This window comes from Streptococcus oralis (genome assembly GCF_003943385.1).
Lineage (GTDB): Bacteria > Bacillota > Bacilli > Lactobacillales > Streptococcaceae > Streptococcus > Streptococcus oralis_CA.
The window spans coordinates 1-25,046 of the sequence record NZ_RJPI01000004.1 but is presented as its reverse complement, the minus strand read 5'-3'; the positions used below and the strand labels follow the sequence as shown (position 1 = coordinate 25,046).

Genomic DNA, 25,046 nt, shown 5'->3' with positions numbered 1-25,046 from the left:
TAACATGATTATTGGAGGCTAGGATGAAAAAGCTCCCCTTGGTATTTTCTGGCTGTTTATTAGGTTTAGCAGGTGCAGGGAATCTGATTGCAGATACTTTGCCTGTTCTGTCGCATTTATTGAGTCTGACTGGTTTAGTTTTGTGGATTTTCTTTCTTGTTGTTCATCTTTTTAATTGGGAAGAAACCAAGCAAGAATTGACCAAGCCCCCTCTTTTGTCTGGGATGGCCACTTTTCCTATGGCTGGGATGATTTTAGCGACCTATGTCTTTCGCGTATTCCCTGCTCTTCCTTTGCTCGCACAAGGGATCTGGTGGTTTTCATTTCTCTTGGATTTGGTTTTGATTGCTATTTTTTCCATCAAATTTGCCTGTCCAGGGCGGAGGGTCAATGCGACTCCTAGCTGGACGGTACTCTATGTGGGGATAGCTGTGGCAGCCTTGACCTATCCTCTTGTCGGAATCATTGAAATTGCCTATGCAACCTTGATTTTTGGTTTTGTCTTGACCTTCTATCTCTATCCGCTTATTTATAGCGATTTAAAGAAACATCCACTCCCAATGGCCTTGCTTGGACAAGAAGGAATCTACTGTGCTCCCTTTTCCCTACTCTTGGCCTCACTAGTTCGAGTTGGAGGGGCAAGCTTGCCAACATGGCTCTTAATCGTCATGATTTTGGCGTCTCAATCTTTCTTTTTCTTTGTTTTAACTCGCCTGCCCAATATTTTAAAACAAGGCTTTCAACCAGCCTTCTCAGCCCTCACCTTTCCAACCATTATCACAGCTACTTCGCTCAAGATGGCTCAGGGAATTTTGAAACTTCCTTTTCTGGATTATCTGGTATTGGCTGAAACCGTTATTTGCCTCACTATTTTATTCTTTGTATTGGGTGCTTACCTGATTTGGTTACGAAAAAAGGTCTAGCTATCTTCTAGCTAGGCCTTATTTTTTATGGTTTGATAACTTCAGCTCCACCCATGTATGGACGAAGAACTTCAGGGATGGTCACAGAACCATCTTCATTTTGGTAGTTTTCAAGAATAGCAGCCACTGTACGTCCAACTGCAAGTCCAGAACCGTTCAAGGTGTGAAGGAGTTTCACCTTGCCATCGGCTTCATCACGGTAACGGATTTGGGCACGACGAGCTTGGAAATCTTCTGTATTTGAACAACTTGAGATTTCACGATAGGTATTTTGGGCTGGAATCCAAACTTCCAAGTCGTAAGTCTTGGCAGCTGAGAAGCCCATGTCCCCAGTAGAGAGAGCAACGACACGGTATGGAAGGTTGAGTTTTTGAAGAATATTTTCAGCGTTGGCTGTCATTTTTTCCAATTCTTCGTAAGATTCTTCTGGTTTGGCAAATTTGACCATTTCAACCTTGTGGAATTGGTGCAAACGAATCAAGCCACGTGTGTCACGGCCTGCTGAACCTGCTTCAGAACGGAATGATGGGCTCATAGCAGTGAAGTAAATTGGTAGGTCTTTTCCATCAAGGATTTCATCACGGTAGTAGTTTGTAAGAGGCACTTCAGCAGTAGGAATGAGTACATAGTTGGTGTCACTCAATTCAAAGGTATCTTCCTTGAATTTTGGATATTGACCAGTACCAAACATTGAGTCATGGTTAACCATGTAAGGTGTGATAACTTCCGTATAGCCCTCTTTACCATGCTCATCCAACATGAAGTTGTAGATAGCACGTTCCAAACGAGCCCCAAGCCCTTTATAGAAGAGGAAGCGAGCTCCTGTTACTTTTCCACCACGTTCCCAGTCAAGGATACCAAGGTCTTCACCAAGATCCCAGTGAGCTTTTGGTTCGAAGTCAAACTCGCGCGGAGTTCCCCAACGGCGAACTTCAACGTTGTCATCCTCATCAGCTCCGATAGGAACGCTGTCAGCTGGGATGTTTGGAAGAGTAGTGGTAAATTCTGTCAATTTAGCATCGATTTCTGCCAATTCAGCATCGAGAGATTTTACTTCAGCAGAGAGAGCTTGCATAGCAGCAATCTTGTCATCAGCATTTTCCTTATTGCGCTTGGCTTGAGCAATCTCTGCAGAAACTGTGTTACGTTCTGCCTTGAGATTTTCAACCTTGACCAAGATGTCACGACGTTTAGCGTCGATTTCTTTCATTTCGTTAAGGATAGCAGCATCTACACCACGTGTAGCTAGTTTTTCAGCGACAGCATCAAAGTCTGTACGAATACGTTTGATATCTAACATAAGAACTCCTTTATGAAAAAAGCACACCTAACAAAGCGTTGGAGTGGCAGGGCCACGGTTCCATCCAACTTCACAGGTGTGCACTTGATTCTGTATTTAATTGTTGATAACGGTAGAATTTCACTTATCTCCTCTATCTGCTCGCAGCATCCGCAGACTTTCTGAAAGAAGAGGATAACTTACTTATCCGTTGCTATGATTATACTAAAGTTTCTACTTTTTTGCAAATAGATTTTTAAATTTTTGTCCAATGGTCTGGAGCAGAGTCGGAAGTTTCACGACCTTGTCGTTTCCTAATTTTTCCCGAGCGATTTTGAGGATAGCCCCAGAGTCTTTTGAGGCAAAGAGGAATTTACCTTGATCAGTGAAGACTTCAAAGTGGCGGCTGATCTTGCGGCCACTTACGTTGGCTCCGATTTGCTGAATGCTGGACCAGGGAATCTGGATATATTGTTCGACATTGACATCGGGATAAAACTCCAAGGCTTGGTCCCCGACTAGAAATTTTCCAACTTTTCCAGAGATAGAGAGGTAAGATGTTCCAGTGGTTTGGAGGTCAATGACTTTATTGAGAGATTGGGCCATGATTAGTCTTCCTTACTTTCATCGAAAAAGGCATGGTAGAGAGCCTTGATAGCAGCCTTTTCTTGGTCTTTATTGACAACAAACATGATGGAAACTTCACTTGAACCTTGGGACATCATCTGGATGTTGATTTTATTCTCAGACAAAGCACGTGTCGCTGTAGCTGTTACACCGATGTGACTCTTCATTTTTTCTCCGACAATCATAATGATGGAAAGGTCGTGTTCGATTTCAGCATGGTCCACTTCAGCCTTTTGAACGAGTTGACGCAGAATTTCTTCTTCCTTGATAGGAGTGAGTTCGCGAGAGCGGAGAATGATTGAAAGATCATCGATACCTGTTGGCATGTGTTCCCATCCGATGTTAAGATCTTCAAGGATTTGCAGAACCTTGCGACCAAAACCAACTTCACGGTTCATGAGGTATTTCGACATGTTGATGCTGACAAATCCTGAGTCACCCGCAATCCCTACTACTGGGAATTTATCACTACTGTGTTTCAGAACGATACGAGTACCCGGATGGTCAGGGTTATTGGTATTTTTGATAACCAGAGGAATTTTCCCACGGTAGGCAGGGAGCAGGGCTTCATCGTGAAGGACTGAAAATCCAGCATATGCCAACTCACGCATTTCACGGTAGGTCAACTCAGGGATTGAGTGTGGTTGGTGAATGATACCTGGATGGGCAGCAAAGATACCATCGACATCTGTAAAGTTTTCGTAGAGGTCGGCTTTGACACCGGCAGCGATGATGGAACCAGTTATGTCGGATCCACCACGGGAGAAGGTACAGATTTGATTTTCCTTAGTGACCCCAAAGAAACCAGGAATAACAAGGACTTCGTTGCTGTCAGCCAAGCCTTCAATCTTGTCATAGCTAGATGGAATGATGCGAGCATTTCCAGGTTCGCTTGTTACGATAATTCCCGCTTCTCTAGGGTGAACATAGCGCGCATCGATGCCGTTTTGGTTAAAGTAAGCTGCGATAAGTTTGGCATTGTTGTTTTCTCCAGCTGCTAGGAAGGTGTCATAGAGAAAGTCATTTTCCTCAATAGGAAGAGTCGCTAAGGCACGGATGCTTTTAGAAATTTTTTCTAGAACTGATGGTTTTAAGCCTAGTTCGCTCACCATAGCCGCATAGCGATCGATGATCCAGTTTTGGCTCTTGCTGATATCATTTCCTGCTACATAATCACGATAGTATTTGATCAAGGCATCTGTAACCTTGGTATCCTCAGAATTGCGTTTACCCGGTGCAGAAACGACCACAAAACGGCGCTCTTTATCGCTTTTAACGATGTTTAAAACTTTTTCTAACTGACTAGCAGAGGCAAGAGAGCTTCCGCCAAATTTTACAACCTTCATAGGGACTCCTCAAGTAAGTATTTTATACGATTATAGCAGAAAGAGGGGCTTTTTTCAATGAAGAAAATAGTATAGTCTTTAGGATAAAGTGAGCGTTTTGATCAGCCGAGACACTTTCGATTGGTTTTCTCTTGCCTCTTTATCTAAAAAAAGGTATACTTTGACAATGAAATAATTTTATCACCTTATAAAAGGAGAAGCTATGAATCATATCCTATATCAGATCCTAGATGATCTTGCTATCATTACTTTGAATCGTCCCGAAGTGGCAAATGGTTTCCATATCCCAATGTGTGAGGAGATTTTAGAAGCTTTAACCTTAGCAGAACAGGATCAAGCTGTTCAGTTTATCTTGATTAACGCGAATGGGAAGGTCTTTTCAGTTGGGGGAGATTTGGTTGAGATGAAGCGTGCAGTGGATGAGGATGACATTCCTTCTTTGAATAAGATTGCAGAATTAGTCAATACAATTTCATATAAAATCAAGCAAATTCCTAAACCTGTCTTGATGGAGGTAGATGGAGCGGTTGCTGGTGCTGCAGCCAATATGGCAGTGGCAGTCGATTTTTGTTTGGCGACTGATAAGGCAAAATTTATCCAAGCCTTTGTTGGAGTGGGATTGGCGCCAGACGCTGGTGGGATCCATCTCTTGAGTCGTAGTATCGGGGTAACACGGGCTGCCCAACTTGCCATGACAGGAGAAGCTTTGACTGCAGAAAAAGCACTGGAATGGGGCGTGGTATACCGTGTCTGCGAGGCAGATAAGCTAGAAAAGACAAGAGAACAAGTTCTGAAGAAATTAAGACGAGGCTCAGCTAATTCCTATGCAGCCATTAAGAAGCTAGTTTGGGAAAGTCAATTTAAGGATTGGCAGAATTATGCTGAATTGGAATTAAAGTTGCAAGAATCTTTGTCTTTAACTGAAGATTTTAAAGAAGGAGTCCGAGCTCATTCTGAAAGAAGACGACCAAAATTTTCAGGAAAATAAAAAAATACTTGCACAATTCTTTGAAGTTTGATATACTTTTCGTGTCAAATGTTTTGAATGCAAAAGTTTTTTTGAGAAGGAGGGAATACTTTGGACTACCAACAAGTGAATGAGTATTTAACATCTATTTTTAATAATGTCCTTGTGATTGAGGAGGTTAGCTTACGAGGTAGTCGTTTCAAAGACATCTCCATCAAAGAAATGCACACGATTGATGTGATTGGGAAGTTTCCGGAGGCAACGCCAAGTAAGGTTTCTAAAGAACTGATGGTCACTCTTGGAACTGTTACGACCAGCTTGAATAACCTCGAAAGAAAAGGTTATGTTGAGCGCATTCGTTCTGATCAGGATCGTCGTGTGGTCTATCTGCATTTGACAAAGAAAGGTCGTTTGGTTCACCGCCTTCATAAACGTTTCCACAAGGCCATGGTCGAAAAAATTATCGATGGCATGAGTTCTGAAGAAATAGAAGTGATGGGCAGGGGCTTGACTAATCTTTATCAATTTTTGGAGGATTTGAAATAATGGCTTTTGCAAAAATAAGCCAGGTTGCTCATTATGTTCCAGAGCAAGTGGTCACTAATCAAGACTTGGCCCAAATCATGGATACAAGCGATGAGTGGATTTCAAGCCGTACAGGAATTAAACAGAGACATATTTCAAAAACGGAGTCAACGAGTGATTTGGCGACAGAAGTTGCCAAGAGTTTGCTGGCTAAGGCGAGCATAAAAGCGGATCAGATTGATTTTATCATTGTAGCGACGATTACCCCAGACTCGATGATGCCTTCTACGGCAGCTCGGGTTCAGGCAAATATCGGAGCTCATAGAGCTTTTGCCTTTGATCTTACAGCAGCTTGCAGTGGCTTTGTATTTGCTCTCTCAACTGCTGAAAAGTTTTTAAGCTCTGGACAGTTCAAGAAAGGGATTGTTATCGGAGCTGAGACCTTATCCAAGGCGGTTGACTGGTCAGATCGTTCGACAGCTGTTCTCTTTGGGGATGGTGCTGGTGGGGTTCTCTTGGAAGCGAGTGATACACGACACTTCCTCGTGGAAAATCTCTATACGGATGGCTCTCGGAGTGAGTGTTTGACCTATGGCCAAACGGCTCTGGCTTCGCCCTTCTCAGCTCAAGAAGCAGTTCCTGCTTTTTTGAAGATGGATGGACGAGCAGTTTTTGATTTTGCAAATCGAGATGTTGCTAGATCAATCAAAGAGACTATTGAAAATAGTCCAATCGCAGCATCGGAATTGGATTATCTCTTGCTTCATCAGGCAAATATCCGCATTTTGGATAAGATGGCTAAGAAGATTGGTGTAAACCGAGACAAGCTTCCTGCCAATATGATGGAGTATGGAAATACCAGTGCAGCAAGTATCCCGATTTTGCTCTCAGAGTGTGTGGAGAATGGCAAGATTCGTTTAGATGGTAGCCAGACGATTCTCCTATCAGGCTTCGGTGGAGGTTTGACATGGGGCGCACTCATTCTTACAATCTAGGTAATCATGTGGTAAACACATAGTTATAAATTTTTTATATTTTAAAGGAGTCCTATCATGGCAGTATTTGAAAAAGTACAAGAAATTATCGTTGAAGAACTTGGGAAAGACGCATCAGAAGTAACACTTGAATCTACTTTTGATGATTTGGATGCAGATTCATTGGACTTGTTCCAAGTAATCTCTGAAATCGAAGATGCTTTCGATATCCAAATCGAAGCAGAAGATAACTTAAAAACAGTTGGTGACTTGGTTGCCTACGTTGAAGAGCAAACAAAATAATTAACATATTACTAGAAGGAGTAGGGGAAACCCACTCCCTCTTGTTTAGGTAATAGTTTGAAATTCAAATGATAAACTCATCGAACTATTACGTAAGCAAGGAATGATGGAGGCACTATGAAAACACGTATTACAGAATTATTGAACATTGATTATCCTATTTTTCAAGGAGGAATGGCCTGGGTTGCGGATGGTGACTTGGCTGGTGCGGTATCAAAAGCTGGTGGTCTAGGGATCATCGGTGGTGGGAATGCACCTAAAGAGGTCGTAAAGGCTAATATCGATAAAATCAAATCACTTACGGACAAACCTTTTGGTGTCAACATCATGCTCTTGTCACCTTTTGTAGAAGACATCGTTGATCTCGTGATTGAAGAAGGGGTCAAGGTGGTTACAACTGGTGCAGGAAATCCAAGTAAATATATGGCTCGTTTCCATGATGCAGGCATTACAGTTATTCCTGTTGTTCCAAGTGTTGCTTTGGCAAAACGCATGGAAAAAATTGGTGCAGATGCAGTTATTGCAGAAGGAATGGAAGCCGGTGGACATATTGGTAAATTAACAACGATGACCTTGGTTCGTCAAGTTGCTGCAGCTGTTTCAATTCCGGTTATCGCAGCTGGAGGAATTGCGGACGGTGAAGGTGTCGCTGCAGGCTTTATGCTTGGTGCTGAGGCTGTTCAAGTTGGTACGCGTTTTGTAGTAGCTAAGGAATCTAACGCCCATCCAAACTACAAGGAAAAAATCTTAAAAGCGCGTGATATCGATACGACTATTTCCGCTCAACACTTTGGACATGCTGTTCGTGCCATTAAAAACCAGTTGACACGTGACTTTGAGCAGGCTGAAAAAGATGCTTTCAAACAAGAAAATCCAGATTTAGAAATCTTTGAGCAAATGGGAGCTGGTGCTCTTGCTAAAGCCGTTGTTCATGGAGATGTGGAAGGTGGATCTGTCATGGCAGGTCAGATCGCTGGTTTGGTTTCTAAAGAGGAAACTGTCGAAGAAATCCTAAAAGATCTATACTATGGCGCAGCCAAAAAAATTCAAGAAGAAGCCTCTCGTTGGGCAGGAGTTGTAAGAAATGACTAAAACAGCTTTTCTATTTGCAGGTCAAGGTGCTCAGTATCTAGGAATGGGGCGTGATCTCTATGATCGCTATCCTATCGTCAAGAAAACAATTGACCAAGCCAGTCAGGTTTTGGGTTATGATCTTCGTGACTTGATTGATAAGGAAGAAGCCAAGTTAAACCAGACTCGCTATACGCAACCAGCTATTTTAGCGACTTCGGTTGCTATTTACCGACTATTGAAAGAAAAGGGCTACGAGCCGGATATGGTAGCAGGATTGTCTCTTGGGGAATATTCTGCTCTTGTAGCAAGTGGTGCCTTGGACTTTGAGGATGCAGTTGCCTTGGTTGCTAAGCGTGGTGCTTATATGGAAGAAGCTGCACCTGCAGGCTCTGGAAAGATGGTTGCCGTCCTAAATACTCCAGTAGAAGTGATTGAGGAAGCTTGTGAGGCAGCCTCTAAAGTTGGAGTAGTGACCCCAGCCAACTACAACACCCCAAGCCAAATCGTTATCGGTGGTGAGGTGGCTGCAGTTGACCGCGCAGTTGAACTCTTGCAGGAAGCAGGAGCAAAACGATTGATTCCTTTAAATGTATCTGGTCCTTTCCATACAGCCCTTCTTGAGCAAGCCAGTCAGCAACTAGCTGGAGCTCTGGAGGGAGTGAGTTTCTCTGATTTTACTTGCCCACTAGTCGGCAATACGGAAGCTGCTATTATGGAAAAAGATCGAATCCAAGAGCTCTTGACGCGTCAGGTGAAAGAACCTGTTCGTTTTTATGAAAGTATTGCTGTGATGCAGGATGCTGGTGTGACCAATTTTATTGAAATTGGTCCAGGGAAAGTCCTGTCAGGATTTGTCAAAAAGATTGATAAATCAGCTAAGCTAGCTAACGTTGAAGACCAAGCAAGCTTGGATGCTTTGTTAGGAAACTAATGATCCCTTCTCCCACAAAATACAAGAGGAAACAGGAGAAAAGAATGCAACTAAAAAATAAAAATATCTTTATTACAGGTTCGAGTCGTGGAATTGGTCTTGCCATTGCTCACAAATTTGCCCAACTAGGTGCTAATGTAGTCTTGAATAGCCGCGGAGCAATCTCAGAAGAATTGCTGGCTGAGTTTTCAAACTACGGTGTCAAAGTAGTACCGATCTCAGGCGATGTTTCAGACTTTGCAGATGCTAAGCGTATGGTAGATCAAGCGATTGCAGAACTCGGTTCTGTCGATGTCTTGGTAAACAATGCTGGGATCACTCAGGATACGCTTATGCTCAAGATGACCGAAGAAGACTTTGAAAAAGTGATTAAGATCAATTTGACAGGTGCCTTCAACATGACGCAAGCAGTCTTGAAACAGATGATCAAGGCACGTGAAGGTGCGATTATCAATATGTCCAGTGTGGTCGGTTTGATGGGAAATATTGGACAAGCCAACTATGCGGCTTCTAAAGCAGGTTTGATTGGTTTTACCAAGTCAGTAGCACGTGAGGTTGCCAATCGCAATGTGCGTGTAAATGCTCTTGCACCAGGAATGATCGAATCAGATATGACTGCTGTTTTGTCTGATAAGGTCAAGGAAGCGACATTGGCCCAAATCCCAATGAAACATTTCGGTCAAGCAGAACATATCGCAGATGCTACAGTGTTTCTGGCTGGACAGGATTATTTGACTGGACAAGTTCTCGCTGTTGATGGCGGACTTAGCATGTAAAAAATAAGGAAAGATATAGGTAAGACAGATGAAACTAAATCGAGTTGTAGTAACAGGTTACGGATTGACCTCTCCTATCGGGAATACTCCAGAAGAATTTTGGAATAGTTTGCAAACTGGGAAGATTGGAATTGGAGAAATCACTAAATTTGACCACAGCGAATTTGCTGTGCACAATGCGGCAGAAGTTCAAGATTTCCCATTTGATAAATACTTTGTCAAAAAAGATACCAACCGTTTTGATAACTATTCTTTGTATGCCTTGTATGCGGCTCAAGAAGCGGTGACAAATGCAAATCTTGATGTAGAAGCAATCGATAAAGATCGCTTTGGTGTCATCGTTGCTTCTGGTATTGGGGGAATTAAAGAAATCGAAGATCAGGTTATCCGTCTTCATGAAAAAGGTCCAAAACGCGTTAAACCAATGACACTTCCAAAAGCCTTGCCAAATATGGCTTCAGGTAATGTTGCGATGCGCTTCGGAGCAAACGGTATCTGTAAATCAATCAATACAGCCTGTGCCTCATCAAATGATGCCATTGGAGATGCCTTCCGCTCAATCAAGTTTGGTTTCCAAGATGTCATGTTAGTTGGTGGATCAGAAGCTTCTATCACTCCATTTGCCATCGCTGGTTTCCAAGCTTTGACTGCCCTATCAACTACAGAGGATCCAACTCGTGCGTCTATTCCATTTGATAAAGACCGTAATGGTTTTGTGATGGGAGAAGGTTCTGGTATGTTGGTGCTTGAAAGCCTTGAACATGCTGAAAAACGTGGTGCAACTATCTTGGCTGAAGTAGTTGGTTATGGAAATACCTGTGATGCTTACCATATGACTTCACCTCATCCAGAAGGTCAAGGTGCCATCAAGGCAATTAAATTGGCTTTGGAAGAAGCAGAAATTTCTCCAGAGCAAGTGGCTTACGTCAATGCTCACGGTACTTCAACTCCTGCTAATGAAAAAGGAGAAAGTGGTGCGATCGTAGCTGTCCTTGGTAAAGAAGTACCTGTATCTTCAACCAAGTCCTTTACAGGACACTTGCTTGGAGCTGCGGGAGCGGTAGAAGCAATCGCTACAATTGAAGCCATGCGTCATAACTTCGTGCCAAAAACAGCTGGAACAAGTGAATTGTCAGACTATATCGAAGCGAATGTCGTTTATGGACAAGGCTTGGAGCAAGAAATCCCTTATGCTATTTCAAATACTTTTGGTTTTGGTGGACACAATGCGGTTCTTGCTTTCAAACGTTGGGAGAATAAATAACTATGAATTTAAATGAGATCAAGGACTTGATGGCTCAATTTGACCAATCAAGTTTGAGAGAATTTTCTTATAAAAACGGAGCGGACGAATTGCAGTTCAGTAAGAATGAAGCAAGAATGGCTTCTGAAGCACCAACTCAAGTTGTTCCAGTGCCAGCTGCAGTAGCGGCAAGTCCAGTAGTTTCTACCCCTTCAACTCCAGTAGAGAGTGCAGTGGAAGAAGCTCCAGTACCAGCTGAAACGACGGTTGCTCCGGAGGGTGATGTTGTTGAGAGCCCACTTGTAGGGGTGGCTTACTTGGCTGCTGGACCAGATAAACCTGCCTTCGTCACAGTTGGAGACAGTGTTAAAAAAGGCCAGACTTTGGTGATCATCGAAGCCATGAAGGTCATGAATGAGATTCCTGCACCTAAGGATGGTGTGGTGACAGAAATTCTCGTTTCAAATGAAGAAATGGTTGAGTTCGGTAAAGGATTGGTACGTATCAAATGATCGATATTCAAGGAATCAAAGAAGCTCTACCCCATCGCTACCCTATGCTCCTAGTGGACCGTGTCTTGGAAGTGAGCGAGGATACCATTGTTGCCATTAAAAATGTGACTATCAACGAACCTTTCTTCAATGGTCATTTTCCTCAATACCCAGTCATGCCAGGTGTTCTTATCATGGAGGCCTTGGCTCAGACTGCTGGTGTCTTGGAATTGTCCAAACCTGAAAATAAAGGGAAACTGGTCTTCTATGCTGGCATGGATAAGGTTAAGTTCAAGAAGCAAGTTGTACCAGGTGACCAATTAGTTATGACGGCTACTTTTGTCAAACGTCGTGGTACGATCGCTGTGGTTGAAGCAAAGGCTGAAGTAGATGGTAAGCTTGCAGCGAGTGGTACTCTTACCTTTGCAATTGGAAACTAAGGAGGTTCTCCATGTTTCGTAAAATTTTGATTGCCAACCGTGGTGAGATTGCGGTTCGCATTATTCGAGCTGCGCGTGAATTGGGCATTGCGACCGTAGCAGTTTATTCAACTGCTGATAAGGAAGCTCTTCACACACTTCTAGCGGATGAAGCTATCTGTATCGGACCTGGTAAGGCGACAGAGTCTTATCTCAATATCAATGCTATTTTATCTGCTGCAGTCTTGACAGAAGCAGAAGCCATCCACCCAGGTTTTGGTTTTCTTAGCGAAAATTCCAAGTTTGCCACGATGTGTGATGAAGTGGGGATTAAGTTTATCGGTCCTTCTGGGGCTGTAATGGATACCATGGGGGATAAGATCAATGCGCGTGAGCAAATGATCAAGGCTGGGGTTCCAGTTATCCCAGGATCTGATGGTGAAGTTCACACAGCTGAAGAGGCACTTGCAGTTGCAGAAAAAATTGGCTACCCAGTCATGCTTAAGGCATCGGCAGGTGGTGGTGGAAAAGGGATTCGTAAGGTTGAAAAGGCGGAAGACTTGGTCGCAGCCTTTGAGACAGCATCTAGTGAAGCCAAGGCCAACTTTGGAAATGGCGCTATGTATCTTGAGCGTGTGATTTATCCAGCTCGTCATATCGAAGTTCAGATTCTTGCAGATCAAGAGGGTCATGTTGTCCATCTTGGTGAACGGGACTGTTCACTCCAACGGAATAACCAAAAAGTCTTAGAAGAAAGCCCATCCATTGCGATTGGCAAAACCCTTCGTCATGAAATTGGTGCTGCAGCCGTTCGTGCAGCAGAGTCTGTTGGCTATGAAAATGCAGGGACGATTGAATTTCTTCTCGATGAAGCGAGTGGCAATTTCTACTTCATGGAAATGAATACTCGTGTGCAAGTTGAACACCCAGTCACAGAGTTTGTTTCAGGTGTTGATATCGTGAAAGAGCAGATTCGCATTGCTGCAGGGCAACCTTTACCTTTCAAACAAGAAGATATTGTCCTACGAGGTCATGCTATCGAATGTCGGATCAATGCGGAAAATCCAGCATTTAACTTTGCTCCAAGCCCAGGGAAAATTACCAATCTCTATCTACCAAGTGGTGGAGTTGGCTTGCGCGTGGACTCAGCAGTTTATCCAGGTTATACCATTCCCCCTTACTATGATAGTATGATTGCTAAAATCATTGTTCATGGGGAGAATCGTTTTGATGCTCTTATGAAGATGCAACGGGCACTTTATGAACTTGATATAGAAGGTGTGCAAACCAATGCAGACTTCCAGTTGGATCTGATTTCAGACCGCCGAGTTATCGCTGGTGACTACGATACTTCCTTCTTGATGGAAACTTTCTTGCCAAAATACCAAGAAAAAGAATAGACTTTCAAACAGTATGAGAACTAAAAGGGGGAGTTATGGCTCTATTTAGTAAAAAGGATAAGTATATTCGGATCAATCCTAACCGTTCCGTAAGGCAGAAACCACAAGCCAAGCCTGAGGTTCCTGATGAACTCTTTTCCAAGTGTCCTGGATGTAAACATATCATCTACCAAAAGGATCTTGGGAGTGAACGAATTTGTCCCCATTGTAGCTATACTTTCCGTATTTCAGCTCAGGAACGCTTGGATTTGACGATTGATTCTGGTAGCTTTGTGGAGATGTTTACAGGTATTGAAACTCAAGATCCATTAAACTTTCCTGGCTACCAGAAAAAACTTGCAACAATGCGTGAAAAGACAGGTTTGGATGAAGCAGTACTAACTGGTACAGCTAGTATCAAGGGACAAAAAGTTGCCCTTGGGATCATGGATTCAAACTTTATCATGGCTTCTATGGGAACCGTTGTGGGTGAAAAAATCACGCGCTTGTTTGAGTATGCGACGGTAGAAAACTTGCCAGTCGTTCTCTTCACAGCTTCTGGTGGAGCCCGTATGCAAGAAGGAATCATGAGCTTGATGCAGATGGCTAAAATTTCTGCAGCAGTTCAACGTCATTCCAAGGCAGGACTTTTTTACCTAACTATTTTAACCGATCCGACAACAGGTGGGGTGACTGCTTCTTTTGCTATGGAAGGTGATATTATCCTAGCGGAGCCACAGACTTTGGTTGGTTTTGCTGGGCGTCGTGTTATCGAAAATACAGTTCGTGAGACCTTGCCGGATGACTTCCAAAAGGCAGAATTTCTGCTTGAACATGGATTTGTTGATGTAATTGTTAAACGGAGAGAATTGCCTGAAACAATTGCTAAATTAGTGAGATTGCATGGAGGAAGTCGCGGATGAATATTGCAAAAATAGTCAGAGAGGCACGCGAGCAGAGTCGCTTGACAGCCCTTGATTTTGCCAATGGAATTTTTGACGAGTTTATCGAATTGCATGGAGATCGCTCTTTCCGCGATGATGGTGCGGTTATCGGTGGAATTGGCTGGTTAGGCGAACAGGCAGTAACTGTCGTTGGTATCCAAAAGGGAAAAAGTCTTCATGACAACCTCAAACGAAATTTTGGGCAACCTCATCCAGAAGGCTATCGCAAGGCTCTTCGCCTGATGAAACAGGCAGAAAAGTTTGGTCGTCCAGTTGTGACCTTTATCAATACGGCGGGTGCTTACCCAGGTGTTGGAGCAGAGGAACGTGGACAAGGTGAAGCAATCGCCCGAAACCTGATGGAAATGAGTGACCTCAAGGTTCCAATCATCGCGATTATTATCGGTGAAGGTGGATCTGGCGGGGCCCTAGCTCTAGCAGTAGCTAACCGTGTCTGGATGTTAGAAAACTCAATCTACGCAGTACTTAGCCCTGAAGGATTTGCCTCTATCCTTTGGAAGGATGGAAGTCGTGCTATGGAAGCAGCGGAATTGATGAAAATCACTTCACATGAACTCCTAGAAATGGGAATCGTAGACAAGGTAATCTCAGAGGCAGGGTTGTCAAGTAAAGAACTGCTAGGTTGCGTTAAAAATGAATTGCGTGCAGAACTAGATAGGTTGAAAGAACTACCACTCGACCAACTTATCGAAGAACGTTACCAACGCTTTAGAAAATACTAAGAATGACTAAATGAGACTAGAAAGGTCTCATTTTTTTATAGAAAATGCCATTCAGGTTGAAAAATTGATAGTTGAGGAGAAGACTAATAAAATAGATAAAAAAGAAGTATACTGTAGATGTGAGCCTACAACAATATTTTAAGAAGGTACTTGCAATGACAGGTACAGAAACATTTACAGTTCTTTCGTCAGAAGACTTAGACCAAGTTTCAGATGGTCTTGCTGTTTGGGAAGATGGTTATGGTAGGCGGTTATATTATAGAGAATTTTCTTCCTATATGGGGCAAGAGGCACTTAATTCTTATAGAGATGCTTGGAAGTACGGCTTCCGAGCAGGATAACCTTTCAAAAAAAGTACGATGAGAAACACAAAGAAACTAAGACAATTTGGAATATTTTTGCTTATTATTTTACTATCTACCTATTTACCACAAACAATTGGATTGTATGTGGCAATCATTTTAGGGTTAGGTGCTGATGTCTATTCCCTTATTTTAACAATAGGATTAGTAGGAAGTTTCCTTTTATTAATTTGGTGGTTAAAAAAGCAAAAGATGCTCTTTATCTTTGAGAAAAAGAGCTGGAACTGGTCAACTATCTTTTACTTGTTTGCATGTTATGTGGTTCATCAGATTCTCGGTAATTTTTGGACACGCTATGCTCATTTGATTAATGCTAGGAATATTCATGATGTCTATTTTGCGGTGATTCTTTCAAATGGACAACCAACTTTTTTATCTACAGTTCTTAGTTTTATCTTAACAGTCGTTATTGGTCCTATTTTGGAAGAGACGTTTGATCGTGGGTATTTTATGAACACCTTCTTTCCTAAGTCAAAGTGCTATTTAGATGTCATCTTATCAGGCCTTATCTTTGGGCTTAGTCATTTGATACTATCTCACAGAGACCCAATTAGTTTATTATATTATAGTTTGATTGGTCTCTTTTTCGCTCTTGTCTATCGTTCTACAGACAATCTTCGATTGACCATTCTCTGCCATAGTTTTTTCAACTTTCTCAACCATGCAAAACCTATCTGGATTTTTGTTTACAATTATATCTATTATCATTTTTTTAGATAGTGGAGGCAAAGAAAAAAGTGTTTGATATTTGTCAAACACTTTTTCTATTTACTGTTCTTCTGTTACAAACTGGCTGAGCAGTCCATTGATAAAACGGGCAGATTTTTGATCTGAGAAGTCCTTTGCAAGCTCGATAGCTTCATTAACAGCAACCAACTGAGGGGTGTCAAATGAAGTGATTTCAAAAACTCCCAAGCGAAGGAGGTTTCTCTCCACGAGTGTTAAACGCTCGATGGTCCAACCTGCTTTTAAATGCTGTGTGATTTGCTTGTCTAGTTCGTCTTTTTTAGCTTGAACACCAGAAACGAGATCTGTCAAAAAGGTTGGAAGTTGCACATCTGTATCTTCACGATCGTGTGTGTAGGCGAAACGACAAGCAGTTTCGACGTCTGTATCAAACTCAAGGCTCATGAGAGCTTGAAAAGCGCATTTACGGAGCTCACGTCTAGATTCTAATAGTGGACTAGTCATTGAGGAAGTCCTCATCAAACAAGTCTTTCAAGTCTGGTTTTGGTGTTTTATCTGGAACGATACCTGCAACGTGGATATTGATAGCAGCGAGTTCTACATCAGCCATATTGCGGACTGCATCTTTGACAGCTTTTTGGATAGCAACAGCTACCTTAGGAACTTTTACTCCGTACTCAAGGTAGAGGTAGATATCAGCTGTGAGTTCTTCGTCCACGTTTTTAAGATAAACACCGCGGCCGAGCGAAAGTTTTGAAAGGGTGTCAGATACTGATTTGTTTGAAAAAGAGTGAACACCCTCTACTTTTGCTGTAGCAATAGCAATGATTTTTTCAAGTACACGTGGGGCGATAACGATTTCGCCAAGTTGTTCTTCAATTCCCATAGAATGACCTCTTTCTAGAGATTAGGCACGAGAAACGTAAGTTCCTTCTGCAGTGTTGATAACGAGTTTTTGTCCTGCTTCGATGAAGTCTGGAACGTTTACGACAAGTCCAGTTTCCATCGTTGCTGGCTTACCAGAACCTGTAACAGTAGCACCTTTGATAGATGGTTGAGTTTCTGCAACTGTCAATTCAACAGTAGTAGGAACGGTAACACCGATTACTTCAGTTCCGTAGAATTGGATCTTCACTTCTGAGTTTTCAAGGATGTAAAGCAACTCGTTTTCAACGTTGACTACAGGGATTTCGTATTGGTCGTAAGTTTCTGTATTCATGAAGTAGGCTGTGTCATCCATTTTGTACAAGTATTGAGCTGGGACAGTCTCGATGATGGCTTGTTCAAATTTTTCCTCTGGACGGTAGCTTGTGTCAAATGTAGAACCAGTACGGACATCACGCAATTTCATACGCATGATTGTGTTTCCTTTACCTGGTTTGTGGTGGCTAGCTTCCAAAACGCGGATCAATTTTCCGTCAGCTGTTTCAAAGGTCATACCAGCTTTTAATTTACTTGCTTCAATCATGTTTTTACCTCTTTAATAAATATTATTACTCTTCATTTTACCATAAAATACTCTGGAAATAAAGCCAAAATAGTTATTGGGAGTTGGTAGAGAAGAAAAAACCAACCTTAGGGCTGGTTTTGTTCTGTCTAGTTTTCTTTCAACTTCGCCAATTCTTGGGCGAGTAGTTTAAGGGCAACTTGTGGGTTGGCTTGGCCTTTGGTTGCCTTCATGAGGAAGCCTGTGAAGGCCTTGTCTGCGTTGCGTTTACCTGACTTGAAGTCGGCAACGGCAGCTTCGTTATCTGCAAAGACTTGGTGGATGATTGGAATTAACACGTCTGGATCTGAGATTTGCACCAAGCCCGCTTTTTCCACGTATTCACGCGCGCCACCGCCATTTTTAGCTAGGTGGACAAAGACTTTCTTGGTAGTAGCTGAGGTCTTTAAGAAAGATATTGGTTGCTTCAATCCCGTAGAGACCTGTCCAAACCTTGTTGACCTCTCGTTTAGCGAGTTCGTTAAAGATGTCTTGATTGTCATTGAGGCTATTGAAAAGGTGGATTTTAAAACTCGAATAATTATTAAATTATTTGATACTCTTTAAAAATCATCTAAGATTTGCTAGCATTTAGCTTCTTTATGGAATGGCGCTCGATGAGCCATCCTACAATCCACCCTATTGCTAGCAAGTAATTTTCAAAAGCACCGATAGCATTTACAGGAGAGTGATACTCCATATAATTGAGTAAGTGATTTGTTCCTATTCCAATTCCGCCAATAATGAGAGCAAGAAGTGCGATTCGTAGATAGAACCAATCGTATTTAATATTGACAGCGAGAATAATAATCGATACAGCTAAATTCCATATTCCAATTTCTCGTTGCCAACCAGCAGATATTCCGTACCCGGAGTGGCTTCCCATGTACGATGGAAAGAAAATTTGTAGTATAGAAGCGCCTAACATAGCGATGATGACTAAGACAAATAGCAATCGTAAAAATTTGTTCATTTATTCTCCTTGTCTCATTCTCGTTTTAAAAGTAGAAAAAAGTGTATAAAGAGTAAATTACTCACTTTCTTTCAACTTCGCCAATTCTTGTGCAAGGAGTTTAAGGGCGACTTGTGGATTGGCTTGGCCTTTGGTTGCCTTCATAAGGAATCCTGTGAAGGCCTTGTCTGCGTTTCGTTTGCCTGATTTGAAGTCGGCAACGGCAGCTTCGTTATCCGCAAAGACTTGGTGGATGATTGGAATCAGAATATTTGGATCAGAGATTTGCACCAAGCCAGCTTTTTCCACGTATTCACGCGCGCCACCGCCATTTTTAGCCAGATGGACAAAGACTTTCTTGGCGATCTTAGAAGAGATAGTACCATCTTCGATGATGGCAATCATTTCAACCAAGTTTTCTGGTGTCAATTCGATTTGTTCTAGTGTTTTTCCTTCAGCATTCAAGAACTGAGCGACTTCGCCTTGGAGCCAGTTAGAGACTTGTTTGGCATCGCCACCGAGGGCAACAGCTTTTTCAAAGAAGTCAGAAGTGACTTTGTTTGCAGTCAACTGGCTAGCATCGTAGTCTGACAAGCCAAGGTCAGATACGTAGCGAGCACGCCGTTCTTTTGGAAACTCTGGCAATTCAGTGCGCATTTCCTCAATCCACACATCTGAGATTTCAAAGAGTGGTAGGTCTGGTTCTGGGAAGTAGCGGTAGTCTGCAGCACCTTCCTTAACACGCATGAGGATGGTTGCTTTGTTAGCTTCATCGTAACGGCGTGTTTCTTGACGAATTTGACCACCTGAACGAAGGATTTCAGCCTGGCGTTGGACTTCGTATTCAAGCCCCTTACGGACGTTAGAGAAGGAGTTGAGGTTTTTCAACTCAGTCTTGGTACCGAATTTTTCTTGACCATAAGGACGAAGGGAGATGTTGGCATCCACACGCATCGAACCTTCTTCCATCTTAACGTCAGAAATGCCAGCGTACTGGATGACTTCCTTGAGGGCTGTTAGATAGGCATAGGCTTCTTCTGGGGAACGCATGTCGGCTTCAGATACAATCTCAATCAATGGCACCCCTTGACGGTTGAGGTCGACATAAGAATAGCCATCTGTACCGTGGGTGTTTTTACCAGCGTCTTCTTCTAGGTGGGCGCGTTCGATACCGATTTTCTTGGTCGTACCGTCTTCTAGTTCCACTTCAATCCAGCCGTTATAGCCGATTGGCTCATCAAACTGAGAAATTTGATAGGCTTTGGGATTATCAGGATAGAAGTAGTTTTTGCGGTCAAAGTGCATCTTTTTGTGGATGTCCATGTTGAGGGCAAGAGCTGCCTTGATACCAGCATCGACAACCCCTTTATTGAGAACTGGTAGTACGCCAGGGAAAGACCAGTCAATCACGTTGGTGTTGGCATTTTGGTCATTTCCAAAGTGGGCAGAAGTAGGTGAGAAGATTTTTGAATTGGTGTTGAGTTCTACGTGGACTTCAAGTCCGATGACTGTTTCAAAGTTCATTAGTTGTCACCTCCAAAAATCAAGGGTTGTTGTTTGTGGTAGTCTGTTGTTGCTTCAAAAGCAGCAGCAGCTTGGTAAATGGTTTCCTCAGAGTACTTAGGACCGATCAATTGGAGACCGACTGGTAGACCTTGAGCAAATCCAGCAGGAATTGAAATTCCTGGGAGACCTGCCAAGTTGACTGGGATGGTCAAAAGGTCAGCCAAGTACATGGCAACTGGGTCGTGGTTGAGTGAGTCCAAGTCATAGGCAACGCTTGGAGCAGTTGGTCCCAAAATCAAGTCGTAATCCGCAAAGACGTTTTCGAAATCTTGGATGATGAGGGTACGGACTTGACCAGCTTTTTTATAGTAGGCATCGTAGTAACCTGATGAAAGACTGAAAGTACCTAGCATGATACGGCGTTTCACTTCTTCACCGAAACCTTGGCTACGGCTGTTTACATAGATTTCATCAAGGTTAGTCGCATCCTCTGCGCGGTAGCCGTAACGGATACCATCAAAGCGTTGCAAGTTTGAGGATGCTTCTGATGAAGCGATAATGTAGTAAACTGCCACACCGTATTTGGAGTGAGGAAGGCTAACTTCTTCGACGATGGCACCGAGTTTTTCAAAGTGTTTGGCTGCATTCAGAATGGTTTCCTTAACCTCAGGGTCAATCCCTTCACCAAGGTATTCCTTAGGCAAAGCAATTGTCATGCCCTTGATGTCTTGGCCGATTTTTGAAGTAAAGTCAGCAATGCGGACAGGAGCAGAAGTAGAGTCTTTAGTATCTTCGCTAGCAATCGCATTGAGCAAGAGGGCATTTTCTTTAACAGTTGGTGCAAAAGGTCCAATCTGGTCTAATGAGCTACCAAAGGCAATGAGACCGAAACGAGAAACTGTTCCGTAGGTTGGTTTGAGACCAACAATCCCGTTGAAGGCAGCAGGTTGGCGGATAGAACCACCAGTATCAGAACCAAGTGACAAGCGGACTTGCCCAGAAGCAACAGCTGCCACAGAGCCACTTGATGAACCACCAGGAACCTTGCTGTGGTCCCAAGCATTTTTAGTTGCGCCGTAGTGTGAAGTTTCACCTGAACCACCCATGGCAAACTCGTCCATGTTGGTTTTTCCGACAACAATCATTCCCTTAGCTTTGGCATTGGCAACGGCTGTCGCATCAAAGATAGGCTCGTAGTTGTAGAGCATTTTTGAGGCTGCAGTTGTAAGAATACCGTCTGTAGAGATATTATCCTTAACAGCCAGTGGAATTCCTGAAAGGACATTATCCGCGTCAATTCCAGCTTCATCAATGGCTTTAGCTTGAGCAAGAGCTTGCTCTTCAGCAATAGTGACAAAAGCGTTGATAGCTGTCTCGCGAGATTTGATATCTTCAAGCGTAGCTTGTGTCAATTCAGTCGCAGAAATTTCCTTAGAGACAAGGAGATTGTGCAAGTCTTCAATAGTTTTGTTATTAAAAGTCATTAGGCATCTCCCCCATCATCTAGGATAGCTGGTACCTTGATATAGTAGTTTTCTTTTTCAGGTACGTTTTTAAACAGGCGGTCACGGTCTGTTCCTTCTTCGGCCACATCAGGGCGGAGTACGGTCTTGCGGTCAGCCATGGTCGTAGTAGGTGCAATACCAGTTGTGTCGACTTCGCCCAGCAACTCAACCATGTCAACAATTTTAGACAAGGTTGTCGCAAAGGCGGCAGTTTCTTCTCCAGAGAATTTTAATTTTGAAAGATTGGCAACGTGTGTTACCTCTTCTTGCGTAATTTTCATCTTGCATCCTTTCGTGAAATGATGATTTTTAGTCTGTTCTATTTTACCATAATTTCCTATAAATAAGGGAGCCAAACTGAAAAGAAATAGAAATTGAAAAATCGCTTTTAATTCGCTATAATAGTTAAACTAAAAGAAAAATTAAGTGAAACTAGAGATTAATGTAGGAAGAATTCCCCGAAAGATGAGTTAGGATAGAAAATATGCTACATAATTTTTTTACAAGATTCCAAACCATTCCTCCTCCCATTCCTCCTTTTTGGTACGGAATCATGATGCTTCTCTTAGTGCTTTGTATTTATGGGGCACTTGCTTATCACAAAAATCCGAAATTTGTCCGCTTGTTTAAGGGAATTCAGATCCTCCAGTTACTGGCCCTATATAGTTGGTATGTTGGCTTTGGGATTCCATTTTCTAATAGCCTTCCATTTTATCATTGCCGTTTAGCAATGTTTGCGGTAGTTTTCTTACCAGATAAATGGCGGAGCAAGCAATATTTTGCCCTCTTAGGAGCAAGTGGAGCGGTCTTCGCCTTGGTTTACCCCGTTTTTGACCCCTATGATTTCCCCCATATTACCAGTTTTTCATTTTTGATTGGGCACTATGCCCTTCTAGTGAATTCCTTGGTTTACTTGATGAATCACTATGACAAGAGTCTGCTCAAGAAATATATGATCGTAGTCTATACTTTCGTTCTCAATTTCTTTCTAGTTGGGGTTAATCAGGTGACTGGTGGAAATTATGGTCTCTTAAGAGATACACCGTTTATCTCGAATGCTCCTCTATGGATAAAGTACCTCCTTGTGTCGGTCATTCTTTCACTGGCTCTTGTTTTCTTTGATATTTTGTTCAAAAAACGATGGAAAAAGAGAAAACAGATGAAATCTGTACTCTAGCTTGCCTTTTCATCATACGAGCAATTGAAAAACTCCATAAAATCCGATATAATGGTGAGTTGAAAGGAATGGTAAAATCCAATGTAAAAATCATTCTTAGCTACTGAAACAACTAAAATAGAAAATCAAAGAAAGAGAACTTATGACTATTCAAGAAGAAATCAAGAAACGCCGTACTTTTGCCATTATCTCTCACCCGGACGCGGGTAAAACGACTATTACAGAGCAATTGCTCTATTTTGGGGGAGAGATTCGTGAGGCTGGTACCGTAAAAGGTAAGAAAACAGGGACTTTTGCTAAGTCTGACTGGATGGATATCGAGAAACAACGTGGGATTTCGGTTACTTCATCTGTTATGCAGTTTGACTATGATGGCAAGCGCGTGAATATCCTCGATACACCAGGGCATGAGGACTTCTCAGAAGACACCTATCGGACCTTGATGGCGGTGGATGCTGCGGTTATGGTCGTGGACTCTGCCAAGGGTATTGAGGCCCAAACCAAGAAATTGTTTGAGGTTGTGAAGCACCGTGGCATTCCAGTCTTTACCTTTATGAACAAGCTAGACCGTGATGGACGTGAGCCGCTAGACCTCTTGCAAGAACTAGAAGACGTCTTGGGTATTGCGAGCTATCCTATGAACTGGCCAATCGGGATGGGGAAAGCCTTCGAAGGCTTGTATGACCTCTATAACCAACGTTTGGAGCTTTATAAAGGAGATGAACGTTTTGCCAGTCTGGAAGAAGGGGATAAGCTCTTTGGAAGCAATCCTTTCTACGCTCAGGTTAAGGACGACATCGAACTGTTGCAAGAAGCAGGAAATGAATTTTCAGAAGAAGCTATTTTAGCGGGTGAATTAACACCAGTCTTCTTCGGATCAGCCCTGACTAACTTTGGGGTGCAGACCTTCCTTGAGACCTTCCTTAAGTTTGCTCCAGAGCCACATGGACACAAGAAAACAGACGGCGAAATTGTCGATCCTTATTATAAGGATTTCTCAGGATTCGTCTTTAAAATCCAAGCCAACATGGACCCTCGTCACCGTGACCGCATTGCCTTTGTCCGTATCGTATCAGGTGAGTTTGAGCGAGGGATGAGTGTCAATCTGCCTCGTACTGGGAAGACTGCCAAGCTTTCTAATGTCACCCAGTTTATGGCAGAAAGTCGTGAGAATGTGACCAATGCCGTAGCAGGTGATATCATCGGGGTTTACGATACCGGTACTTATCAGGTTGGAGACACCTTGACGGTTGGAAAAAACAAGTTTGAATTTGAACCCCTTCCAACCTTTACACCTGAGATTTTCATGAAAGTTTCTGCTAAGAACGTTATGAAACAAAAATCCTTCCACAAGGGTATCGAACAATTGGTGCAAGAAGGAGCCATCCAACTTTATAAGAATTACCAAACAGGCGAGTACATGTTGGGTGCTGTCGGCCAACTCCAGTTTGAAGTCTTCAAGCACCGTATGGAAGGTGAGTACAACGCGGAAGTTGTCATGACTCCAATGGGTAAGAAGACAGTTCGTTGGATCAAGCCAGAGGACTTGGATGAACGCATGTCTTCTAGTCGAAATATCTTGGCAAAAGACCGCTTCGACCAACCTGTCTTCCTCTTCGAAAATGACTTTGCCCTCCGCTGGTTTGCCGACAAGTATCCAGATGTTGAGTTGGAAGAGAAGATGTAAATCGTTACAAATGACTAGCAACATAAAGTTGCTGTCATTTGACGGTAACCGCTATGGCGGTCTACCTAAACGCTTCACTAGGAAAAATCCACGAATATTATCAATTCGTGGATTTTTTCATATAGTAAAGGTAATTGAAGTCAAAGGTAAATTAAAAACCCCAGAGAAATCATGGTATGTGAATTCTATGGGGTTTTTCTAGTTATGTGACTATTAGTCCGTCTCGCTCCGTAAGGTGCGAGACAAATAAACCACCCGCTATGCGGGTGCGCGTCGAAGGTTATACAAAAAAACTCCAAACGCGATACAATAAAGGTGTTCAAGCCAATTGTAAAGCGAAAGGAGAAAATATGGCACAAAAGGCACATAGTTTATCACACACAAAGTGGATGTGTAAATATCACATTGTGTTCACCCCTAAGTATAGACGAAAAATCATTTATAATCAATATCGAAGTAGTTTAGGCGAAATATTTCATCGTTTGTGCAGCTATAAAGGTGTTGAAATTATCGAAGGTCACTTGATGCCTGATCATGTACATATGTTAGTAAGTATTCCACCGAGGATAAGTGTTTCAAGTTTCATGGGATATTTAAAAGGTAAAAGTGCACTCATGATGTTTGATAAACACGCTAATCTCAAGTACAAGTTTGGCAACCGGCATTTTTGGGCAGAAGGTTATTATGTGAGTACAGTAGGACTTAATGAAGCCACAATTAAGAAATATATTCAAGATTAA

28 protein-coding genes and 3 pseudogenes are annotated in these 25,046 nt (G+C 42.6%); 19 read left to right on the top strand and 12 right to left on the bottom strand.

Annotation, left to right across the window (positions count from 1 at the left end; translation table 11 throughout):
* Positions 1 to 23 precede the first annotated feature (23 nt).
* Positions 24 to 923, top strand: coding sequence for a TDT family transporter (locus tag D8803_RS04190; RefSeq protein ID WP_131200342.1), 900 nt, complete (start codon positions 24 to 26; stop codon positions 921 to 923).
* A 25-nt stretch (positions 924 to 948) separates the two neighbouring features.
* On the opposite strand, the gene serS is transcribed toward D8803_RS04190, so the two are convergent.
* From serS to D8803_RS04175, 3 genes are all read right to left on the bottom strand, one after another.
* On the bottom strand, positions 949 to 2,223 hold the full coding sequence (serS, locus tag D8803_RS04185; protein WP_131200341.1) for a serine--tRNA ligase: 1,275 nt from the start codon (positions 2,221 to 2,223) through the stop codon (positions 949 to 951).
* A 213-nt stretch (positions 2,224 to 2,436) separates the two neighbouring features.
* Entirely contained in the window at positions 2,437 to 2,808 is a 372-nt protein-coding gene (locus D8803_RS04180; protein WP_000079370.1) for a DUF956 family protein, read from the bottom strand.
* A gap of 2 nt (positions 2,809 to 2,810) precedes the next feature.
* Entirely contained in the window at positions 2,811 to 4,175 is a 1,365-nt protein-coding gene (locus tag D8803_RS04175) for an aspartate kinase (protein WP_000869649.1), read from the bottom strand.
* 202 nt (positions 4,176 to 4,377) lie between these two features.
* Between D8803_RS04175 and D8803_RS04170 the strand changes: the two genes are divergently transcribed.
* The 15 genes from D8803_RS04170 (at position 4,378) to D8803_RS04100 (ending at position 16,026) form a co-directional block, all read left to right on the top strand.
* Positions 4,378 to 5,163 carry an enoyl-CoA hydratase gene (locus tag D8803_RS04170; RefSeq protein ID WP_093586704.1) on the top strand — a complete coding sequence of 262 codons (786 nt, stop codon included), beginning with the start codon at positions 4,378 to 4,380 and terminating at the stop codon, positions 5,161 to 5,163.
* A gap of 90 nt (positions 5,164 to 5,253) precedes the next feature.
* On the top strand, positions 5,254 to 5,688 hold the full coding sequence (locus tag D8803_RS04165; protein ID WP_000386342.1) for a MarR family winged helix-turn-helix transcriptional regulator: 435 nt from the start codon (positions 5,254 to 5,256) through the stop codon (positions 5,686 to 5,688).
* A complete protein-coding gene (locus D8803_RS04160) occupies positions 5,688 to 6,662 on the top strand; it encodes a beta-ketoacyl-ACP synthase III (RefSeq protein WP_131200340.1) in 975 nt (324 codons plus the stop codon). Before D8803_RS04165 ends, D8803_RS04160 begins: the two co-directional genes overlap by 1 nt.
* 57 nt (positions 6,663 to 6,719) lie before the next feature.
* Positions 6,720 to 6,944, top strand: a complete 225-nt coding sequence (locus D8803_RS04155) for an acyl carrier protein (RefSeq protein WP_000257840.1) — start codon at positions 6,720 to 6,722, stop codon at positions 6,942 to 6,944.
* 117 nt (positions 6,945 to 7,061) lie between these two features.
* Positions 7,062 to 8,036: an enoyl-[acyl-carrier-protein] reductase FabK gene (fabK, locus tag D8803_RS04150; protein ID WP_131200339.1), complete on the top strand. Its 975-nt coding sequence runs from the start codon at positions 7,062 to 7,064 to the stop codon at positions 8,034 to 8,036.
* Entirely contained in the window at positions 8,029 to 8,949 is a 921-nt protein-coding gene (gene fabD / locus D8803_RS04145) for an ACP S-malonyltransferase (RefSeq protein ID WP_131200338.1), read from the top strand. Before fabK ends, fabD begins: the two co-directional genes overlap by 8 nt.
* 44 nt (positions 8,950 to 8,993) lie before the next feature.
* Positions 8,994 to 9,725: a 3-oxoacyl-[acyl-carrier-protein] reductase gene (fabG, locus tag D8803_RS04140; protein WP_131200337.1), complete on the top strand. Its 732-nt coding sequence runs from the start codon at positions 8,994 to 8,996 to the stop codon at positions 9,723 to 9,725.
* 28 nt (positions 9,726 to 9,753) lie between these two features.
* Entirely contained in the window at positions 9,754 to 10,989 is a 1,236-nt protein-coding gene (gene fabF / locus D8803_RS04135; RefSeq protein ID WP_131200336.1) for a beta-ketoacyl-ACP synthase II, read from the top strand.
* Between the two features lie 2 nt (positions 10,990 to 10,991).
* Positions 10,992 to 11,480, top strand: a complete 489-nt coding sequence (accB, locus tag D8803_RS04130; protein WP_061417517.1) for an acetyl-CoA carboxylase biotin carboxyl carrier protein — start codon at positions 10,992 to 10,994, stop codon at positions 11,478 to 11,480.
* Positions 11,477 to 11,899, top strand: coding sequence for a 3-hydroxyacyl-ACP dehydratase FabZ (fabZ, locus tag D8803_RS04125; RefSeq protein WP_000565515.1), 423 nt, complete (start codon positions 11,477 to 11,479; stop codon positions 11,897 to 11,899). The genes accB and fabZ overlap by 4 nt, the downstream gene beginning before the upstream one ends.
* Before the next feature lie 11 nt (positions 11,900 to 11,910).
* Entirely contained in the window at positions 11,911 to 13,278 is a 1,368-nt protein-coding gene (accC, locus tag D8803_RS04120; protein ID WP_000488663.1) for an acetyl-CoA carboxylase biotin carboxylase subunit, read from the top strand.
* Positions 13,279 to 13,313: 35 nt separating this feature from the next.
* On the top strand, positions 13,314 to 14,180 hold the full coding sequence (accD, locus tag D8803_RS04115; protein WP_061417514.1) for an acetyl-CoA carboxylase, carboxyltransferase subunit beta: 867 nt from the start codon (positions 13,314 to 13,316) through the stop codon (positions 14,178 to 14,180).
* Positions 14,177 to 14,944, top strand: coding sequence for an acetyl-CoA carboxylase carboxyl transferase subunit alpha (locus D8803_RS04110; protein ID WP_061417512.1), 768 nt, complete (start codon positions 14,177 to 14,179; stop codon positions 14,942 to 14,944). The genes accD and D8803_RS04110 overlap by 4 nt, the downstream gene beginning before the upstream one ends.
* Positions 14,945 to 15,099: 155 nt before the next feature.
* On the top strand, positions 15,100 to 15,285 hold the full coding sequence (gene briC, locus D8803_RS04105) for a biofilm-regulating peptide BriC (protein WP_061417510.1): 186 nt from the start codon (positions 15,100 to 15,102) through the stop codon (positions 15,283 to 15,285).
* An 18-nt stretch (positions 15,286 to 15,303) separates the two neighbouring features.
* Complete coding sequence (locus D8803_RS04100; RefSeq protein ID WP_131200335.1) at positions 15,304 to 16,026, top strand: CPBP family intramembrane glutamic endopeptidase; 723 nt, start codon at positions 15,304 to 15,306, stop codon at positions 16,024 to 16,026.
* A 48-nt stretch (positions 16,027 to 16,074) separates the two neighbouring features.
* Here the strand turns inward: D8803_RS04100 and nusB are convergent, their stop codons facing one another.
* From nusB to gatC, 9 genes and pseudogenes are all read right to left on the bottom strand, one after another.
* The gene (gene nusB, locus D8803_RS04095) at positions 16,075 to 16,497 is read right to left on the bottom strand and encodes a transcription antitermination factor NusB (protein ID WP_084925308.1); all 423 of its coding nucleotides are present in this window, start codon (positions 16,495 to 16,497) and stop codon (positions 16,075 to 16,077) included.
* A complete protein-coding gene (locus tag D8803_RS04090; RefSeq protein WP_000510583.1) occupies positions 16,490 to 16,879 on the bottom strand; it encodes an Asp23/Gls24 family envelope stress response protein in 390 nt (129 codons plus the stop codon). Before D8803_RS04090 ends, nusB begins: the two co-directional genes overlap by 8 nt.
* Before the next feature lie 21 nt (positions 16,880 to 16,900).
* Positions 16,901 to 17,461: an elongation factor P gene (gene efp / locus D8803_RS04085; protein WP_000568642.1), complete on the bottom strand. Its 561-nt coding sequence runs from the start codon at positions 17,459 to 17,461 to the stop codon at positions 16,901 to 16,903.
* A gap of 128 nt (positions 17,462 to 17,589) precedes the next feature.
* Positions 17,590 to 17,883 (bottom strand): annotated as a pseudogene (locus D8803_RS04080) (glutamyl-tRNA amidotransferase); the annotation flags it as partial.
* Positions 17,858 to 17,989 (bottom strand): annotated as a pseudogene (locus D8803_RS09790) (SPFH domain-containing protein); the annotation flags it as partial. The pseudogenes D8803_RS04080 and D8803_RS09790, both read right to left, overlap by 26 nt.
* Before the next feature lie 64 nt (positions 17,990 to 18,053).
* Positions 18,054 to 18,452 (bottom strand): hypothetical protein, encoded by a 399-nt coding sequence (locus tag D8803_RS04070; RefSeq protein WP_131200333.1) that lies wholly within the window; start codon positions 18,450 to 18,452, stop codon positions 18,054 to 18,056.
* A gap of 57 nt (positions 18,453 to 18,509) precedes the next feature.
* A complete protein-coding gene (gene gatB / locus D8803_RS04065) occupies positions 18,510 to 19,955 on the bottom strand; it encodes an Asp-tRNA(Asn)/Glu-tRNA(Gln) amidotransferase subunit GatB (protein ID WP_131200332.1) in 1,446 nt (481 codons plus the stop codon).
* Positions 19,955 to 21,421 (bottom strand): Asp-tRNA(Asn)/Glu-tRNA(Gln) amidotransferase subunit GatA, encoded by a 1,467-nt coding sequence (gene gatA, locus D8803_RS04060; RefSeq protein ID WP_131200331.1) that lies wholly within the window; start codon positions 21,419 to 21,421, stop codon positions 19,955 to 19,957. Before gatA ends, gatB begins: the two co-directional genes overlap by 1 nt.
* Positions 21,421 to 21,723: an Asp-tRNA(Asn)/Glu-tRNA(Gln) amidotransferase subunit GatC gene (gatC, locus tag D8803_RS04055; RefSeq protein WP_061417499.1), complete on the bottom strand. Its 303-nt coding sequence runs from the start codon at positions 21,721 to 21,723 to the stop codon at positions 21,421 to 21,423. Before gatC ends, gatA begins: the two co-directional genes overlap by 1 nt.
* A gap of 203 nt (positions 21,724 to 21,926) precedes the next feature.
* On the opposite strand from gatC, the gene D8803_RS04050 reads away from it, so the two are divergent.
* The 3 genes and pseudogenes from D8803_RS04050 to tnpA all read left to right on the top strand — a co-directional run.
* The gene (locus D8803_RS04050) at positions 21,927 to 22,619 is read left to right on the top strand and encodes a TIGR02206 family membrane protein (protein ID WP_131200330.1); all 693 of its coding nucleotides are present in this window, start codon (positions 21,927 to 21,929) and stop codon (positions 22,617 to 22,619) included.
* A 142-nt stretch (positions 22,620 to 22,761) separates the two neighbouring features.
* Positions 22,762 to 24,306, top strand: coding sequence for a peptide chain release factor 3 (locus D8803_RS04045; protein ID WP_131200329.1), 1,545 nt, complete (start codon positions 22,762 to 22,764; stop codon positions 24,304 to 24,306).
* 350 nt (positions 24,307 to 24,656) lie between these two features.
* A pseudogene (tnpA, locus tag D8803_RS04040) lies at positions 24,657 to 25,046 on the top strand (IS200/IS605 family transposase); the annotation flags it as partial.

Excerpts from the sequence above, each read along its gene's own strand:
- accB (WP_061417517.1), top strand. The coding sequence starts at position 10,992 with ATGAATTTAAATGAGATCAAGGACTTGATGGCTCAATTTGACCAATCA.
- D8803_RS04190 (WP_131200342.1), top strand. The coding sequence starts at position 24 with ATGAAAAAGCTCCCCTTGGTATTTTCTGGCTGTTTATTAGGTTTAGCA.
- fabK (WP_131200339.1), top strand. The coding sequence starts at position 7,062 with ATGAAAACACGTATTACAGAATTATTGAACATTGATTATCCTATTTTT.
- accD (WP_061417514.1), top strand. The coding sequence starts at position 13,314 with ATGGCTCTATTTAGTAAAAAGGATAAGTATATTCGGATCAATCCTAAC.
- D8803_RS04110 (WP_061417512.1), top strand. The coding sequence starts at position 14,177 with ATGAATATTGCAAAAATAGTCAGAGAGGCACGCGAGCAGAGTCGCTTG.
- fabD (WP_131200338.1), top strand. The coding sequence starts at position 8,029 with ATGACTAAAACAGCTTTTCTATTTGCAGGTCAAGGTGCTCAGTATCTA.
- D8803_RS04175 (WP_000869649.1), bottom strand. The coding sequence starts at position 4,175 with ATGAAGGTTGTAAAATTTGGCGGAAGCTCTCTTGCCTCTGCTAGTCAG.
- fabF (WP_131200336.1), top strand. The coding sequence starts at position 9,754 with ATGAAACTAAATCGAGTTGTAGTAACAGGTTACGGATTGACCTCTCCT.
- efp (WP_000568642.1), bottom strand. The coding sequence starts at position 17,461 with ATGATTGAAGCAAGTAAATTAAAAGCTGGTATGACCTTTGAAACAGCT.
- gatA (WP_131200331.1), bottom strand. The coding sequence starts at position 21,421 with ATGACTTTTAATAACAAAACTATTGAAGACTTGCACAATCTCCTTGTC.
- D8803_RS04090 (WP_000510583.1), bottom strand. The coding sequence starts at position 16,879 with ATGGGAATTGAAGAACAACTTGGCGAAATCGTTATCGCCCCACGTGTA.
- accC (WP_000488663.1), top strand. The coding sequence starts at position 11,911 with ATGTTTCGTAAAATTTTGATTGCCAACCGTGGTGAGATTGCGGTTCGC.
- D8803_RS04180 (WP_000079370.1), bottom strand. The coding sequence starts at position 2,808 with ATGGCCCAATCTCTCAATAAAGTCATTGACCTCCAAACCACTGGAACA.
- fabG (WP_131200337.1), top strand. The coding sequence starts at position 8,994 with ATGCAACTAAAAAATAAAAATATCTTTATTACAGGTTCGAGTCGTGGA.
- D8803_RS04160 (WP_131200340.1), top strand. The coding sequence starts at position 5,688 with ATGGCTTTTGCAAAAATAAGCCAGGTTGCTCATTATGTTCCAGAGCAA.
- fabZ (WP_000565515.1), top strand. The coding sequence starts at position 11,477 with ATGATCGATATTCAAGGAATCAAAGAAGCTCTACCCCATCGCTACCCT.
- serS (WP_131200341.1), bottom strand. The coding sequence starts at position 2,223 with ATGTTAGATATCAAACGTATTCGTACAGACTTTGATGCTGTCGCTGAA.
- D8803_RS04100 (WP_131200335.1), top strand. The coding sequence starts at position 15,304 with ATGAGAAACACAAAGAAACTAAGACAATTTGGAATATTTTTGCTTATT.
- D8803_RS04045 (WP_131200329.1), top strand. The coding sequence starts at position 22,762 with ATGACTATTCAAGAAGAAATCAAGAAACGCCGTACTTTTGCCATTATC.
- D8803_RS04050 (WP_131200330.1), top strand. The coding sequence starts at position 21,927 with ATGCTACATAATTTTTTTACAAGATTCCAAACCATTCCTCCTCCCATT.
- D8803_RS04155 (WP_000257840.1), top strand. The coding sequence starts at position 6,720 with ATGGCAGTATTTGAAAAAGTACAAGAAATTATCGTTGAAGAACTTGGG.
- gatB (WP_131200332.1), bottom strand. The coding sequence starts at position 19,955 with ATGAACTTTGAAACAGTCATCGGACTTGAAGTCCACGTAGAACTCAAC.
- briC (WP_061417510.1), top strand. The coding sequence starts at position 15,100 with ATGACAGGTACAGAAACATTTACAGTTCTTTCGTCAGAAGACTTAGAC.
- D8803_RS04170 (WP_093586704.1), top strand. The coding sequence starts at position 4,378 with ATGAATCATATCCTATATCAGATCCTAGATGATCTTGCTATCATTACT.
- D8803_RS04070 (WP_131200333.1), bottom strand. The coding sequence starts at position 18,452 with ATGAACAAATTTTTACGATTGCTATTTGTCTTAGTCATCATCGCTATG.
- nusB (WP_084925308.1), bottom strand. The coding sequence starts at position 16,497 with ATGACTAGTCCACTATTAGAATCTAGACGTGAGCTCCGTAAATGCGCT.
- gatC (WP_061417499.1), bottom strand. The coding sequence starts at position 21,723 with ATGAAAATTACGCAAGAAGAGGTAACACACGTTGCCAATCTTTCAAAA.